Genomic DNA, 13,288 nt, shown 5'->3' with positions numbered 1-13,288 from the left:
GGCGGCTCCGCAGGCGCGCGCGGGTCCGGACGACCTCCCGAGGAAGCACGGACAGCCACATCGGCGGACGATCTCTCGTCGGCGAACGCCCTGGTGATCCTGCGTCGCGCGCCGTTCCTGCGTCCGGCCCAGGACGGCCAGCCCGCCAAGCTCGATGTCACGGCCAACCACGACTGGGCGCGCCGCACTGCGACCGGCTGGTCCGTCCCCAGGCCAGCGTTCGGGCCCGGGTCGGATTGGGAGGCGGATCCGGAGTTGTCCGCGCTGGCCCGGGCGGTGGCCGAGCGTCGGGAGCGGGCCGTCTCCCGGCTCGCCGTCGGCGCCACGACCGCGCTCGCCATCGACCTGCGCACCGAGGGGACGATGCTGGTGGGAGCCGCGGACGGCAGCGTCCAGGACGTCGCCATGTCCCTGCACGGCACCTACGGTTGGCCAGTGATTCCCGGTTCCGCGCTCAAGGGGGTCGCCCAGGCCTGCGCCGCCCGGAAGGGGGCGTCCCTGTGCGAGGCGGATCTGCGCATCTTCGGCTCGCCTCGGCCGGGCGGCGACGACACCGCCGTGCAGGGCAGCGCCGCGCAGGGCACCGTTCGTTTTCTCGACGCGCTGCCGACTGACGCGCTGCGAATCCATCGCGACGTCCTGACTCCGCACGCGGGGATGTACTACAACACCGTGGCCACGGCGGCCGAGAACATCATCCCGCCGGCCGACTACCTGCAGCCGGTGCCCGTCGGCTTCCTCAGCGCGAGCGGTCGGTGGCAGGCGTTCTGCATCGGGCCGCACGACGACGTCCACCGGGCTGCCCAACTGCTGACGGAGGCGGTGGATCTGCTGGGCATCGGGGCGAAGACGGCGGCGGGCTACGGCTACCTGTCCGCCTCCGAACCCGTGGCAACGTCCGGACCCACGCCGACCGGAGGGCACCATGACCTGGACTGAGATCACGCTGAGGGTGCAGACGCCGATGTTCCTCGGCGGGGTCGACCTGCCCGGCGACATGACGAGGCCCCCCGCCGGGCGGGCTCACCCGGACACCAGGGTCGTCTTTCCGGTCCCGAGCCTGCGCGGGGCGTTGCGGTACTGGCTGCGCGCCCTCGTCGGCGCCCACCTGCCCTCTTCCCGCGAGGGGCTGGTGGCGCTTGCCGACGTGGAGCGTCGGGTGTTCGGCACGGCTTCCCGAGAGGACGGCGGCGCACCGGCGCCCGGCGATCGGTCACCCGCGAGGCGCAGCCAGTCGACGGTGATCCTCCGCTCGCGGGAACTCGTGCCCTTCGTGCGGCCGTACGGCTTGGCGAGCCGGCTCGACGGTGCGCAGGAAGAGGAGCCCCAGAGCAGTCGAGGAACCCGTCGTACGGGCTGGGGCCAAGGCGGACGCGGAGGCAAGGACAAGGACAGGGACCCCGAAGGCGGCGGCACGGTCACCTACCTGCTCGGGCAGGGGCTGTTCAAGGACAAGAAGCTGGTCGTCGGGCATGTGCCAGCGGAGTCCAACATCCGGCTGGCCGTCCGGCTTGACGGCCGCGCCGACGATCAGCCGGCCGTCGGTGACCTGCTGATCGCGTCGCTGTGGGCGCTGGCGACGTTCGGCGGGCTCGGCCAGCGGGCCCGGCGCGGCTTCGGCACGGTGGCGGTCACGACGGTCGGCGAGGACCTACCGGTTCGGCGTTTCTTCACCGGCTGGCTCACGAAACCCGTCGAGGGGGACGCGAGGGCCGAGCTCAGGCTGGTCCTCGGCGGTGTCCGCCTGGTGCTGGTGGATCTCGGCGTCGAGCACCTGCTGGTGGGTGCGCCTCGCCTGCCGGACGGCAGCGGCGGGCCGCCACCGCCGGACTACCCGTGTTTCCGCCCAGGCCGCTACCTGCTGGCCGACGACGTACCCAAGCCCCCGGCGCGGGACGTGGGCGCCGCCCTGCGGTACGTGGCCGGACAGCTTCGAGAATTCCGGGCGAACGGCGAGCCGAGCGCGGCAGGCCAGCCGCGCTCGCAGGACTACGTCGAGGTCATCGGCCCCTGGCTTGACGGCACGCGACCGTCCCCGGAACTGGCCCTCGGCAACTCCGCGCTGGGACTTCCCACGGGCTACGCGCGACCCGGTTCCAGCAGGAAGCCGGACACGGCGATGGTCAGCCCACGCCTCGACGGCGCGGAGATCAGACGCGCCTCGCCGCTGTGGCTGCGACCCTTTCCGTCCGGCGGCGGATGGCACCTGCGCTCGCTAGCCTTCCTCGACCGCTTCCTTCCTGATGGAGCGACTCTCGTGGTCACCGGGGAGCGCAACGGGCGATCCATCGACCCGCACGTCATGGCCGCGCCGACCCAGGACGATGTGGACAGCACGCTGCGCAAGTGGTTCTGAGCCCGGACTGAGGCCCCACATGCGAGGTGAGACCAACATGGGCTGGTCGGGATCCTGCATCGGGCAGGGGGCCGCGTTGCCCGTCGGCGAGCAATCCGTGACGACGTCGGCCCTCAGTAGGCCGCCTGACCGTGGCGGCGGGCGGGCTCCCGCGATCAACGTCCTGACCTGGGCAGTTACACTACCGTCGGACCGCTGCAACGATCATCCCGCACACCCCCCAACCAGCCTGTGATCATCCCTGGAGGGATCGCAACATGACGACGGCGGTCCAGATCCCGCCGCCACCCTCACGCCTGTGATCATCCCCGGAGGGATCGCGACGGTACGCCCAGGTGATCCCCGACAACCTTGAGGACTACCGGCGGATCCGGGCAGTCTTGGCGGATCTTGGCATCACGAACAGTGACACAGACGGTGGCTCGGCCTCCGACGGCGGGGACAAGCCGCCGGATTACCCGTGTTTCCTGCCAGGCCGCCCACTTAAGAACAGGCGGCCGTGGCCTACGAGCAGGCCCAGGTGATCGAGCCGGCCAGGGTCCGGCCGCCGTCGGTGCTGGCGGAGAAGGAGACCGAGCCGCCCGTGGGGGTGACCTGGACCTGCGCCGGGACGGCGGTGATGGCATAGCGCCCCGCGTCCGGCGCCGCCACCGAGACGCTCACGGCGGCCGAGTAGGTCCCCGGGCCCTGGTAGCGGGCGATCCGCACGCCTTCGGTGACGGTCTTCCCGTTCACCGTCCCCGACGCGCTCTCGGCGTAGCGCAGCGCCGCCGAGGCGCAGGTGACCGGCGTGCCGACGTGCCCGGCGACGGTGATCGGGCTGGCGATGTCGAGCGTCAGCGAGCCGGCACCACCCTGCCCCGCGCCTCCGCTCACCGCCTCCTGCATCCCGGCCGACGTGGTGGCCGCAGCGGTGGCCGGGACGGTGGTCGCCCCCGAGGTCCCGCTGCCCGCCGCGCCGATGGCCTCGGCGGTGCCGGCGCTCTGCGTCGACGTGGCGGAGCCGGCGACGACGCCGTCGCGGCAGGCCGTCAGCGACATCGCGGCGGCGAGGCCGGCGACCAGCAGCAGGGGGAGTCGGCCCGGGCGCCGGGTCGGGCGCGACGAGCGGGCCAGGGCCAGGGCCGGATACGGGGTCGGGTGCGGGTGCATCGAGGGGGCTCCCGGGGTCGGAGGGCGGCCAGTCTGCGGGGGATGCGTGGCAGAGCGGCTTCCTGTCTCTTCCACAGGGTTTGACGTCCGATTTGTCCCTGTGGAAGAGACAGGTGGGGCCGTTCCCGTGCACAGGGGCGGTTGCGCTAGTCCTTGGGGTCGGCGACGACTGTGGCGGTGCGGGTGCCGTCGGCTACCGTGGCGCGCACGACGACCTGCGCGCCCTGGTGGATGTCGGTGGCCTTCGCGGCCTTCCCGTCGGCGCGGAACTTCGTGTCGCCGTTGATGACGTAGGTGGCGGCGTAGCCGTCCTCGCTGGTCAGGCTGATCGAGGTCGCGCTGATCGCGGTGACCTTGCCGCGCTGGCCGTCGACGACCCGGTAGCCCTTGTTCGTCTTGATCGTCGCCTCGCCGTGCAGGCCCTGGCGCATGAGCCGGCGCTCAGCCAGCCGTGCGCGGGCCTCGGTCGGCTTCGGGTGATCGCCGGACGTCGTCGACGCCGTGGACGGCGCCGGGGAGGTGGTGGCCGCCGGTGTCGATGCGGCACTGGCCGTGCCGCTGAACCCGAGGCCGATTCCGAGAGCGAGGCCGAGCAGTCCCGCCGCGGCCGCCCCCGCGCCCCGCCGTCCCGTCAGAAAGCTGCGCATCTGTGCGCCGTCCTTTCCCTGCCGTGCCGTCACGCCGCACCCGGCCCGCCCGACCAGAGGGTCGGGCGCCGGCCGGTCCGGCATCGCGCGCCGCCGCGGCGCGCTGGCCGGATCCACAGTGCGGCGGCCGGATGTGAGCGGGATGAGAACGTGGTGGGGAAAGGATGTAGACGGACGGTTGTCGGCGGTGCGGGTGCTCCGTGCTGATGCCAGTCGTCGGTGACCGGCTGACCGCCGTGGGCGGGTGGGTTACTGGAAGCTGACCGCTGTCGGCCGGACCGCGTAGGCCACCCGGTGCGGCGCGTCCGCGGGCGGCCCGTCGAGCTTCATCGCATAGCGGTCGGCGAGCCGCGTGAAGAACTCGGCGGACGGATCGGGGTCGATCCGTTCGACGACGCCGCGGATCTCCAGGTACCGGTAGGGCGCCTCCGGGTCGTTGACGGACACCGCCACCTGCGGCGTCGCCGTGACGTTGCGGTACTTCTGCCGGGTCGTGGTGTTCGTGAACCACAGGAACGTGCCGTCCCAGAGCACCCACATCGGGTTCACCTGCGGGGTGCCGTCCGGCCTGATCGTGGCCAGGTGCCCGAACAGTGGCCGCTCCAACAGATCACGATGGCTCTCGGGAATTAGTGTCATACCACGATGGTATATCAGTACCCTGACGGTTCCTCGTGCGCGCGGGTCGTGACCGCCATCGGCCCGAGGTTGCGGCCCTGCGCAAGTCCCACGCTAAGAGTTCGAGGATCAACGTCCTGACCTGGGCGGTTGCATTACCGCCGGACCGCTGCAATGATCATCCCGTGTACCACCCGACCAACCCCACTGGCCTGCAGCTTTACCATGGGGTCCGTGATCATCCCTAGAGGGATCGCAACACCAGGGATGGATCGGCGACATCACCGCCCGGGACCTCCGCACCCGGTCCGTGATCATCCCTAGAGGGATCGCAACTACGGGCTGTACCAGCTGCCCGAGGTGGCCGCGCAGGTCCGTGATCATCCCTGGAGGGATCGCAACCCGATGTACACGTCACGGCCCTTGGCGAGGCCGACGCTGGTCCGTGATCATCCCTAGAGGGGGCGCGGCGGGAAACGGGCGATCCAGCGGCGTTGCCAGGGAGTCTCGACTGCGCGCGGATGGTGGTGCGCGCGGACCCAGGCGACGGCGTCGGCGGGGGATAGTCCGGCGATGACGGCGAGGCAGGCGAGCACGGTCCCGGTGCGGCCCACCCCGCCGCCGCAGGCGAGCTCTGTTCGCGCGGACGTCCGCATGTGCGCGTGCAGTTCGCGGATGCGGGTGGCGGCCGCCTCGGAATCCCGGGGGAGGAGGAAGTCCGGCCAGTCAATCCACTCGTGTGGCCAACGCAGTCGCTCGTCATGCCGCCGTCGTAGACGGGCGCCACCCAGATAGAGACCACGGTCGGGAAGCGGGCCGGGCGGCGTCGGGTCGCGCAGCGCGCGGGGCCGGATCCAGCCGCCGTCGGGCAACCGGATCGCCCCGGGCAGGGCGGCCCCACCCGTGCCACTGCCGTCCTCATCGACTACGCCATCGTGCATATGGTTCTCGCGGTCCATGCCTCCATCGTCTGTGTCGCCCTCCGCGCCATCCTCGCCGGCTGGCGCCATCCTCGCGAGGCAGCGTCGTCCAGCGGCGAATCGGATCGGTCCGGACGACATACCGGCGGTCGCAGACCGCTCCCGGCGTCAACGGACCGGCCTCGGCCGGGCGGTCAGGGGAACATCGCCACCCCCGGGGGATGGGACGGCCCCCTCGGAGGTGCCGGCCGCGGGGTCCGGATGGTCGTATGGTGGCTGGCTCGATGGCGCCCGGCGTGAGTCCGTTCAGGAGCCTGGCCCTCCGGGGTAACCTCAGACCGGTGTGGCCCTCCCGGCCATCCGTGGGTTGCCCACCCCAGTCGAGTCGAGCGGGCGCAGTGAGGGCCGTGGCAGCCAGATCCCGCCCGGTCGACGCGGGAGTCGAGCGGCTCGGCCTGGTGATCAAGCGGGCCGAGCAGGTGCTCATCGCCGAGAAGACCAGGGTGCTGCGGCCGTTCGGCCTCACTGTCCCGCAGTACGCGGCGATGGTCGCGATCGCCGCCATGCCGGACATCTCCGGCGCGCGGGCCGCCCGGGAGTGTCACGTCACCCCGCAGACGATGGCCGTCGTGCTGGCCGGCCTGGAGACGAGGGGGCTCATCGCGCGGCAGCCGTCCGACGCCCACGCGCAGGTGCTGCTCGCTCGCCTGACCCGGGCTGGCCAGGCGCTGTTCCGGCGTGCCGACGCGGCGGCGCTGGCGGTGGAAGCGCGGCTCGCCGCCGCGTTCACCGATGAAGAACGTGCCGCCCTGCGTGAGCTGCTTGAGCGGGCCGCGGCGGCGATCCCCGCCGAGCAGGGCGACCCCACCGCGGCCGGCTGACGCGACGACGACGCCTCGGGGCGGGCGACGCGGGCGACCGGTATGTCGCAGACGACACACAGCGACGACCGCCCGGCGCGGGAACTCGTCCCGACCGGGCGGTCGTGTGGTTCTGCGGCCTACGCAGGGGCGCGATGGGATCAGCTAGACCCTGGTGGGCTCGCGACTTTCCGTGCCCTTCGCCCCGGCCTGGGGGGGCACCTGGGAGCGGGCCGCGCCCGTCCAGGACGGTGCGTCGCCGGCCTTGGGGGGCAGCGACGGGGCGAAGTTCTCCCCGAGCCGCTCCAACGCCGCGCGGGCGAAGATCTGCTGCTGGGTGACCGTGCGCTCCGACCGGCCCCGGCCGATGAAGCTCACCGTCCAGTGCAACAGGGTGGTGAGGCGGTGCTTGAAGCCGATGATGTAGACGAGGTGCACGGCCAGCCAGACCAGCCAGGCGAAGAAGCCGCTGAACTGGATGTTGCCGATCTTGGCCACCGCGCTGAACCGCGAGATGGTGGCCATGCTGCCCTTGTCGTTGTACTTGAACGGGTGTCCCGTCTGCTTGCCGGCGACCCAGGCCTGGATCTCCTTGGCCGCGTGCCGGCCGCCCTGGATCGCGACCTGGGCGACACCCGGCAGCCGGTTGAGGCTCATCATGTCGCCGATGACGTAGATCTCCGGGTGGCCCGGGAGGGTGAGGTCGGGGAGCACCTCGACGCGGCCGGCGCGGTCGATGCCGGCGCCGGTCTGCTCGGCGAGCTGCTTGCCGAGCGGGCTCGCGGCGACGCCGGCGGCCCAGACCTTGCAGACCGAGTCGATCCGCCGGCGGGTGCCGTCGCTGTCCTCGACGTCGATGCCGGTGGCGTCGACGTTGACGACCTTGGCGCCGAGCTGCACCTCGACGCCGATCTTCTCCAGCTTGTCGGCGGCCTTCGCGCCGAGCCGCTCCCCGAAGGGCGGGAGCACGGCGGGCGCGGCGTCGAGCAGGATCACCCGGGCCTTGGTGGGGTCGATGCTGCGGAAGTCGCGCCGCAGCGTGCGCCGCGACAGCTCGGCGATCTGGCCGGCCATCTCCACGCCGGTGGGGCCGGCGCCGACGACGACGAAGGTCAGCAGCCGCTCGATGTCGGCCGGATCGGTCGAACCCTCGGCGAGCTCGAACATGCCGAAGATCCGGCCGCGCAGCTCGAGGGCGTCGTCGATGCTCTTCATGCCCGGGGCGTGGGTGGCGAACTGGTCGTTGCCGAAGTACGACTGCCCGGCGCCGGCAGCGACGACGAGGCTGTCGTAGGGGTGGACCGTCGTCCGGCCGAGCAACTGCGACGTGACGGTCTTCGCCTTCACGTCGATGGTGGTCACGTCGCCCAGGACGACATGGGCGTTCTCCTGGCGGCTGAGCACCTCGCGGGTGGTCGGGGCGATCTCGCCCTCCGACAGGATGCCGGTCGCCACCTGGTAGAGCAGCGGCTGGAACAGGTGATGGGTGGTCTTTGCGACGAGGGTGATCTCGACGGGCGCCTTGCGAAGAGCCTGCGCGGTGAACAGGCCCCCGAAGCCCGAGCCAATGATCACTACGCGGTGCGGGGAGCTCTGCCGCCCCTCGAGCCGTTCCGGTTCGTCGGCATGCCCTGTGCGGGCGCTGTCCGTGCTCACGATCCTTCTCCGCTCAACCTCTTGACTCCCAGCGGTGCCCGTTGGCGCCGCGGAGACCTTATCCCCGATAGCACGTCGGTCTCCACTAACTATTTTCCGCCGTATACCGGCCGTTGGATCGTGTTCATCGTCACCCCGTAGCCCGAAACATCGACTACGGACTATGTGGCGTGGAACACACTTCCGGTGGCGGGCGGTAGGCTTAGCCCGGACCTTGATCGACGAGTGCGGCCGGTCCCACTACCGGTCGCCGGGGGAGGCTCCGCGTGCCGGCTCGGAAATACGGCCCGACGGCGCCCGCGGTCGACCATACCGTCCGCAGCCTGGCCGAGGTCGGCGGGGATCTTTCTGGGCAGGCGCATGATCACGTCGCCTTCGTCGACCTCGACCTGACCGAGGTGCCGACCACGGGCGCGGTTCTGGACTCGTGCACCTTCCGCGGCGTCCGGTTCAACGCATCGGGTTATTCAGATACCGCTTTCATCAACTGCGTGTTCGTCCGGTGCTCCTTCTTCGACACGAGCTTCGACGCGTGCAAGTTCACCGGCAGCCTGTTCGACGGATGCACGCACGACCTCATGAAGGTCGGCGGCGGGGATTGGTCCTTTGTTGGTCTGGCGCGGGCAAAACTGAGTCGCGCGTCCTTCGTCGGAGTCCGGATGCGGGAGGCCGACCTGACCGGTTCGCGCTGTGATGGTGCCACGCTGCGTGACAACGATCTCTCCGGCGCGCTGTGGGACGGGGCCGACCTGTCCGGCGCCGACCTGCGCGGCAGCGACCTGTCCGCGCTGGATCCGCTGGCCGTCACGCTGCGGGGCGCGCGCATCGACCCCTGGCAGGCCATCGTCGTCGCGACCGCGCTCGGCCTCGCGGTGGACTGACCCGCGCGCCGCCCTGAGCGCCTGGTCGCGAGCCATCGGCGCAGGTCGGCGCAGGTCGGCGCAGGTCGGCGGCCCGTTGGGAGCCGTCGTCCGCCCTCGCGGGAATTGCTCACGATGCCTATCGTGCAGATAGGGAAGGTGGGCGGTGTATGGATCTCGATCCGTTGATCACGCTTGCCGGGTTCGTCGTCGGCGCCGTCGTCGGGATGACGGGCATGGGCGGTGGTGCGCTGATGACGCCGGTGCTGGTGCTGCTGTTCGGCGTCCAGCCGCTCGCCGCCGTCTCCAGCGACCTGGTCGCCTCGGCGGTGATGAAGCCGGTCGGCGCCACCGTCCACCTGCGCCGCGGCACGGTCCACCGGGGCCTGGTCGGCTGGCTGTGCCTGGGCTCGGTGCCGGCCGGCTTCTGCGGCGTGCTCATTCTGCGGGCGCTCGGCGACGGGGACGCCGTCCAGGAACGGATCAAGGTCGTCATGGGGGCGCTGCTCGTCCTCGCGGCGGCGGGGATGCTGGCGAAGACCCTGGTCGACCGCGGTCGGCCGCCGGCGCCCGCGGGCGAGGTCGACCTCCGGCCACGCCCGCTGCCGACTGTCCTGATCGGCGCCATCGGCGGGCTGGTCGTCGGGCTGACCTCGGTGGGTTCCGGCTCGCTCATCGTGGTGATGCTGCTCGGCCTCTACCCGCGCATCCGTTCCTCCCAGCTCGTCGGCACCGACCTCGCCCAGGCGGTGCCCCTGGTCGCCGCCGCCTCGCTGGGGCACCTGCTGTTCGGGGACTTCCAGCTCGGCCTGACCGGTTCGCTGCTGCTCGGCTCCCTGCCCGGGGTCTACCTGGGGGCGCGGGTCTCCGCCGGCCCGGCGACGAGCCGGCTCATCCGGCCCGCGCTCGTCGTCGTGATCTCGCTCAGCGGCCTGAAGCTGGTCGGTGTGCCGGCGGTCTGGCTCGGCGGGATCCTGTTCGCGATGCTCGGCACGGCGGTGGTCGTCCTGGCGCTGCGCCGCCGCAGCCGGGTCGCCGCCGGTACCGGCCGGGCCGATGATCTCGCCGGGGTGGCCGCGGCCGCGACGATGGGGCCCGGTGCGCGACCGCTCGGGCCGCCGCCCGCCGTGGCCGTCGTCCAGGATCCGTGGGAGATCACCGAGGTGCGGCTGCTTGCCGCGTCCATGGCCGGGATCCCCGCCGGGGCGGCGGTGGGGATCTCAGCCGCGCAGCGGATCACGGGCGAACGCCGCCATCCCCGCGGCGAAACCTACCCGCGCCCGGTAGCCGAGCAGCTCGGCGGCGCCGACCGATGAGGCGACGATGTGCCGCACGTCGCCGATCCGGTAGCCGCCGGTCACGACGGGCGGCGGGCCGCCGACGGCGCGGGCCAGCGCGTCGGCCATGTCCCCGACGGTATGCGGTGTCCCCGAGCCGATGTTCAGGGCCGTGAGGCGGCCGGGCCGGTCCGCGCCGCGTGCCGCCAACAGGTTGGCACGCGCAACGTCGTGGACGTGGACGAAGTCCCGCAGTTGGCCGCCGTCCTCGAACACCCGGGGCGCACGTCCGGCCGCAAGGGCGCTGCGGAAGATCGACGCGACCCCGGCGTACGGGGTGTCCCGGGGCATCCGCGGGCCGTAGACATTGTGGTAACGCAGGGCGATGACGGTGCCCCCGGTGGCGGCGGCCCAGGCGGCGGCCAGGTGCTCCTGGGCCACCTTGGTCGCCGCGTAGACGTTGCGGGGATCGATCGGGGCGTCCTCGCGGACGGGGACGGACGCGAGCTGCCGGTGGCAGTGCGGGCAGGGCGGCTCGAACCGCCCGGCGTCCAGGTCGGCGCGCACCCGCGGGCCGGGGCGCACCGTTGCGTGCTCGGCGCAGCGGTAGCCGCCCTCGCCGTAGACGACCATGGAGCTGGCCAGCACGAGGCGCCCGATCCCGGCGCGGGCCATCGCGGCGAGCAGCACGGCCGTGCCGAGATCGTTGTTCGCGGCGTACGCCGGCAGGTCGTCGAGGTCCACCCCCAGGCCCACCATCGCGGCCTGGTGGCACACCACGTCGATCCCGTCGAGCGCGGCGGAGACCTGGCCGCGGTCGGTGACGTCGCCGACGACCAGTTCGGCGCGGCCGTTCACCGCGGGTGCGACCCGGTGCACCGCCGGCAGCAGGGCGTCGAGGATCCTGACCTCGTCGCCGGCCGCGACCGCCGCGTCCACGACGTGGGAACCGATGAAGCCGGCGCCGCCGGTGACGAGAACCCGCATGTCGCCGACGCTATCCGCGCCGGCCGCCGCCGGATCTTACGATCCGCGGATGGCCCCGCCGCTTGCGGCGTCAGGAGGTCGGGAGGGCGACGACGAAGCGGCAACCGCCCGGCTGGTTGTGCACGCTGACGGCGCCGCCGTGCGCCTCGATGATCCCGCGCACGATCGCCAGGCCGATGCCCGAGCGCATCCGCGGCTGCCGGGGCCCGTCGTCGCCGTCCGGGGTTCGCGCGGGCTCCCCGCGGAAGCCCAGGTCGAACACCCGGGGGAGGTCCTGCGGCGGGATACCGCCGCAGCGGTCCGCCACGGCGAACAGCGCCCGGTCGGCGGCCATGGTGGCGGTGACCTCCACCGTTCCGTCGTCCGGAGTGTGCCGGATGGCGTTGACCAGCAGGTTCGTCAGGGCCCGCCCGACCTCGACGGCATCGGCGTCGACGCAGCCGGAGTCGTCGGCACTGCCATGCACGACGACCCCGCGCGCCCGCGCGATCGGATCGACGGCCGCGACCGCGTCCGACACCACGTCCGCGACGCGCACCTTTGCCAGGCTCAGCCGCAGCGCCCCGGCCTGCAGGCGCGCCAGCTCGAACAGGTCGTCGACCATCCCGGTGAGCCGCTCGGCCTCGGTGAGCATCCGGCGGTGGTAGCGGTCCGTGGTCTCCGCATCGGTGATCAGGCCGTCCTGGAACGCCTCGGCCATCGCCCGGATCCCCGCCAGCGGGGTCCGCAGGTCGTGGCTGATCCAGGCGACGAGCTCCCGGCGGCTCGCCTCCAGGGCCCGTTCGCGGGCGAGTGACTCGACCAGGCGGGTGTTCGTGGCGTCCAGCGTGGCGGCGAGCGTGGCGAGTTCCGTCGTCGGGACGCGCCCCGCGCCACGGTAGCCGGGATCGCCGAGGCTCGCCGCCGCCCGGGTGAGGGCACCGGTCCCGGCCACGACCGGACGCCCGACGCGCAGCGCGAAGGCGGAGGCGACCACCGCCGAGACCACGACGACGATCAGGACTACGCGCAGGTCGTGATCGGAGAGGAACATCATCCGTGCCGTGACCGCGACACCCACGACGACCGCGACGATCGGCCACACGCACAGCGCCGCAGCCATCGCCCACAGCGGCCGGCGGCGCAGCGTGAGCAGCAGCGGCACGCCGCTGACGGCGGCGGCCGTCGAACAGGCCAGCGCGATCCCGGCGACCTCCAGCTCGGCGTTCATCGCGTTCCCGCCGGCGCGGCGTCGTAGCGGTACCCCACCCCCCAGACGGTGACGAGCAGGCGGGGAGCGGTCGGATCCTCCTCGATCTTCTCCCGGAGCCGGCGGATGTGCACCGTCACCGTCGACGGATCGCCATAGCTCCAACCCCACACCTGTTCGAGCAGCTCGACCCGGGTGAAGGCGTGGCCGGGCCGGCGCAGCAGGAAGGCCAGCAGGTCAAACTCGCGCACGGTGAGCCCGAGTGGCACCTCGTCGCGGGTCGCGGTCCGCGCCGCCGGGTCGACGACCAGGGCGCCGGCCCGCAGGACGCCGGGCTCCGGGGCCGCGGCGGCTTCGGCCGCCCGCCGCAACACCGACCGCACCCGCAGGGTCAGCTCCCGCGGGGAGAACGGTTTGGTCACGTAGTCGTCGGCGCCGACCTCCAGGCCGGTGATCCGGTCCGCCTCGTCGGCCCGCGCGGTGAGCATGATGACCGGGACGGCTCGGCGCGCCGTGAGCCGGCGGAAGACTTCGAGGCCGTCGATGCCGGGCAGCATCAGGTCGAGGACGACGAGGTCGGGCGGGCGGGCCTCGGCGGTGCGTAGGGCGGTCGGGCCGTCCGCGGCGCGGTCGACGTCGAAGCCGGCGTTGCGCAGGTAGCGGTCGACGACCTCGGCGACGAGGGCGTCGTCGTCGACGACGAGGACGCGGGCCATGCCGCCACGATAGGCAGCCCGGCCCGCCCTCGCCCCGCCTGGCGCGGATG

At 72.5% G+C, this 13,288-nt stretch carries 13 protein-coding genes; 5 read left to right on the top strand and 8 right to left on the bottom strand.

The window, feature by feature from the left end; genetic code table 11:
- The first annotated feature begins 93 nt into the window (after positions 1–93).
- Together cmr6 and AC5R91_RS12475 are read left to right on the top strand one after the other, a co-directional pair.
- Positions 94–939 (top strand): type III-B CRISPR module RAMP protein Cmr6, encoded by an 846-nt coding sequence (cmr6, locus tag AC5R91_RS12480; RefSeq protein ID WP_495397316.1) that lies wholly within the window; start codon positions 94–96, stop codon positions 937–939.
- Positions 926–2,356 (top strand): RAMP superfamily CRISPR-associated protein, encoded by a 1,431-nt coding sequence (locus tag AC5R91_RS12475; RefSeq protein WP_495397315.1) that lies wholly within the window; start codon positions 926–928, stop codon positions 2,354–2,356. Before cmr6 ends, AC5R91_RS12475 begins: the two co-directional genes overlap by 14 nt.
- 504 nt (positions 2,357–2,860) lie before the next feature.
- Here the strand turns inward: AC5R91_RS12475 and AC5R91_RS12470 are convergent.
- The 4 genes from AC5R91_RS12470 to AC5R91_RS12455 form a co-directional block, all read right to left on the bottom strand.
- The gene (locus AC5R91_RS12470; protein WP_495397314.1) at positions 2,861–3,508 is read right to left on the bottom strand and encodes a hypothetical protein; all 648 of its coding nucleotides are present in this window, start codon (positions 3,506–3,508) and stop codon (positions 2,861–2,863) included.
- A 146-nt stretch (positions 3,509–3,654) separates the two neighbouring features.
- Positions 3,655–4,155, bottom strand: coding sequence for a DUF5666 domain-containing protein (locus AC5R91_RS12465; RefSeq protein WP_495397313.1), 501 nt, complete (start codon positions 4,153–4,155; stop codon positions 3,655–3,657).
- A 249-nt stretch (positions 4,156–4,404) separates the two neighbouring features.
- Complete coding sequence (locus AC5R91_RS12460; RefSeq protein WP_495397312.1) at positions 4,405–4,794, bottom strand: PPOX class F420-dependent oxidoreductase; 390 nt, start codon at positions 4,792–4,794, stop codon at positions 4,405–4,407.
- Between the two features lie 434 nt (positions 4,795–5,228).
- A complete protein-coding gene (locus AC5R91_RS12455; RefSeq protein ID WP_495397311.1) occupies positions 5,229–5,714 on the bottom strand; it encodes a protein-tyrosine phosphatase family protein in 486 nt (161 codons plus the stop codon).
- Positions 5,715–6,100: 386 nt separating this feature from the next.
- Between AC5R91_RS12455 and AC5R91_RS12450 the strand changes: the two genes are divergently transcribed.
- Positions 6,101–6,574: a MarR family winged helix-turn-helix transcriptional regulator gene (locus tag AC5R91_RS12450; RefSeq protein WP_495397310.1), complete on the top strand. Its 474-nt coding sequence runs from the start codon at positions 6,101–6,103 to the stop codon at positions 6,572–6,574.
- A 144-nt stretch (positions 6,575–6,718) separates the two neighbouring features.
- On the opposite strand, the gene AC5R91_RS12445 is transcribed toward AC5R91_RS12450, so the two are convergent.
- The gene (locus AC5R91_RS12445) at positions 6,719–8,209 is read right to left on the bottom strand and encodes an NAD(P)/FAD-dependent oxidoreductase (RefSeq protein WP_495397309.1); all 1,491 of its coding nucleotides are present in this window, start codon (positions 8,207–8,209) and stop codon (positions 6,719–6,721) included.
- A 266-nt stretch (positions 8,210–8,475) separates the two neighbouring features.
- Here AC5R91_RS12445 and AC5R91_RS12440 point away from each other — a divergent pair, with 266 nt between their 5' ends.
- Both AC5R91_RS12440 and AC5R91_RS12435 read left to right on the top strand, forming a co-directional pair.
- Complete coding sequence (locus AC5R91_RS12440) at positions 8,476–9,090, top strand: pentapeptide repeat-containing protein (RefSeq protein WP_495397308.1); 615 nt, start codon at positions 8,476–8,478, stop codon at positions 9,088–9,090.
- Between the two features lie 149 nt (positions 9,091–9,239).
- Positions 9,240–10,385 (top strand): sulfite exporter TauE/SafE family protein, encoded by a 1,146-nt coding sequence (locus AC5R91_RS12435; protein WP_495397307.1) that lies wholly within the window; start codon positions 9,240–9,242, stop codon positions 10,383–10,385.
- On the opposite strand, the gene AC5R91_RS12430 is transcribed toward AC5R91_RS12435, so the two are convergent.
- The 3 genes from AC5R91_RS12430 to AC5R91_RS12420 all read right to left on the bottom strand — a co-directional run bounded on the left by AC5R91_RS12430 (position 10,290) and on the right by AC5R91_RS12420 (position 13,238).
- The gene (locus AC5R91_RS12430; protein WP_495397306.1) at positions 10,290–11,333 is read right to left on the bottom strand and encodes an NAD-dependent epimerase/dehydratase family protein; all 1,044 of its coding nucleotides are present in this window, start codon (positions 11,331–11,333) and stop codon (positions 10,290–10,292) included. The genes AC5R91_RS12435 and AC5R91_RS12430 overlap by 96 nt on opposite strands.
- A 70-nt stretch (positions 11,334–11,403) precedes the next feature.
- The gene (locus AC5R91_RS12425; RefSeq protein WP_495397305.1) at positions 11,404–12,543 is read right to left on the bottom strand and encodes a sensor histidine kinase; all 1,140 of its coding nucleotides are present in this window, start codon (positions 12,541–12,543) and stop codon (positions 11,404–11,406) included.
- The gene (locus AC5R91_RS12420; RefSeq protein ID WP_495397304.1) at positions 12,540–13,238 is read right to left on the bottom strand and encodes a response regulator; all 699 of its coding nucleotides are present in this window, start codon (positions 13,236–13,238) and stop codon (positions 12,540–12,542) included. Before AC5R91_RS12420 ends, AC5R91_RS12425 begins: the two co-directional genes overlap by 4 nt.
- Between the last annotated feature and the right edge of the window lie 50 nt (positions 13,239–13,288).

It is taken from the genome of Frankia sp. BMG5.60, assembly GCF_059428125.1.
Note: the sequence above shows the minus strand (reverse complement) of the source record. Positions and strands in the feature narration are given on the sequence as shown.